At 32.0% G+C, this 222-nt stretch carries 1 pseudogene; it reads left to right on the top strand.

Features of this window, described 5'->3' with window-relative positions:
- Positions 1-16 precede the first annotated feature (16 nt).
- A pseudogene (locus tag ADH81_RS00100) lies at positions 17-222 on the top strand (ISL3 family transposase); the annotation flags it as partial.

The raw sequence follows: 222 nt of genomic DNA, 5'->3' as shown, positions 1-222 counted from the left end.
CATTAGAAAGAATCTTATGGAACAATTAAATTTTATCACAAACTTACTCGGAATTAAAGACAAAAATATTATTATCTTAGATTATCTTGATGCTGGAACGCATAAAGAAGTCATCGCTAAACTCGATTATCCTGCACCTAAATGTCACAACTGTCAAGGACAAATGGCTAAATATGACTTTCAAAAAGAATCTAAAATTCCCTACCTCGAATGTGCAGGATA

It is taken from the genome of Streptococcus pseudopneumoniae, from assembly GCF_001072925.1.
Classification (GTDB): Bacteria; Bacillota; Bacilli; order Lactobacillales; family Streptococcaceae; genus Streptococcus; species Streptococcus pseudopneumoniae_Q.
This window is presented reverse-complemented; position numbering and strand designations above follow the sequence as displayed.